General features: G+C 69.8%; 3 protein-coding genes. All 3 read left to right on the top strand.

The annotated features are described in order from the left end of the window. Positions 1 to 257: DUF6622 family protein (locus ACDELDRAFT_RS22535; RefSeq protein WP_005801246.1), on the top strand; the 257-nt coding region annotated here is incomplete at its 5' end. Positions 258 to 285: 28 nt separating this feature from the next. Further along, the gene (locus tag ACDELDRAFT_RS22530) at positions 286 to 579 is read left to right on the top strand and encodes a 2TM domain-containing protein (RefSeq protein ID WP_005801244.1); all 294 of its coding nucleotides are present in this window, start codon (positions 286 to 288) and stop codon (positions 577 to 579) included. A 120-nt stretch (positions 580 to 699) separates the two neighbouring features. Next, positions 700 to 1,332: histidine kinase (locus ACDELDRAFT_RS22525; RefSeq protein ID WP_005801243.1), on the top strand; the 633-nt coding region annotated here is incomplete at its 3' end.

Here is a 1,332-nt window from a genome sequence, read left to right as displayed (position 1 = left end):
GCTACTACGCCGGCGAAGCACGCTTCCATCTGCCCGGAAGCGGCATGCCGCTGCTGCTGATCCTGGGCATCTTCTTCACGAAGTACATCGTGGGGGTCGAACTGGCACTGCAACCCGCACTGGCCCGCGACACCGCCTTCACGCTGCAGGTCGCCGCGCTCTACGGCCTGTTCAACGGCGTCTTCCTGGCCCGCGCCACTCGCCTGTGGCGCCTGACCCGGAGCGGCGCCCCAACTCCTGTCCTGGCCACCGCCTGAGCCCTCTGCCCCCGAAAGGAACCCCGCCATGTCCACCACCCACGGCCCCCTCGCCTCCGACCTCGAACACCTGGCGCGCCGCCGCGCCCGCGCCAAGCTCGGCTGGTATGCCCATGCCAGCGTCTACATCCTGGTGAACCTGTTCCTGGCCTTCGTGTCCTCGCGCCACACCCATTCCTGGGCCGTCTTTCCCGCGCTGGGCTGGGGCCTGGGCCTGCTGATCCACGGCGCCGCGGTGTGGCTGACCATACCGGGCGGCAACCTGTATGCGCAGTTGCTCGAACGCGAGCGTGCCGCCATGCGACGCCAGGCGCCGCACTGATCCACACGCTTGCAGGCTTGAGCAGGCTTGGCCCTTTGGACGCGCATGCCCACCCCACGGGTCGGTGCGGAGAAAGTGCACCGGCCTGCCGCACAATGGCCAGCCGATCATCCATCCCGCATGCCGCACTTCGATTTCCGCTCTTTCCTGCAGCACGGCCTCATCTCGGCCGCGTTCTGCTGCGCCATTGCCGTGGCGCTCACCCTCACGGGCCAGGGCGCGTGGGACGTGCAGCTGGCCTACTCGCTGGGCATCGGCCTGGTGGCCTGGCTGGTCATCGACCTCGGCCGCGCCGCCATCGTCCATTTCACGCACGAGGCCTGGCCCCACGGCTGGCGCGGCATCCTGCTCATCGCGGCGGGCATTGCCACGGGCTACCTGGTGGGCTCCGCCATCGGCAACGCCTACAGCGGCGGCGCGCAAAGCCTGCCCCACCCGCACGGCCCGTTGTCGGGCCTGGCCATCACCATCGCAGCCGGCGCGGGCATCTCGTTCTTCTTCTACAGCCAGGGCAAGGCGCGCCACCTGCAGGCCCACATGGCCCAGGCCCAGCGTGATGCGGCCGAGGCGCGCCTCAAGCTGCTGGAGGCGCAGCTCGAACCGCACATGCTGTTCAACACCCTGGCCAACCTGCGCGTGCTGGTGGCCACCGACCCGCAGCGCGCCCAGGCCATGCTGGACCACCTGATCGCCTACCTGCGCGCCACGCTGGGCGCCTCGCGCGCCATGCAGCACCCGCTGGCCGACGAATTC

The sequence above is a fragment of the Acidovorax delafieldii 2AN genome (assembly GCF_000175235.1).
Taxonomy (GTDB): Bacteria; Pseudomonadota; Gammaproteobacteria; order Burkholderiales; family Burkholderiaceae_C; genus Acidovorax; species Acidovorax delafieldii_B.
This window is presented reverse-complemented; position numbering and strand designations above follow the sequence as displayed.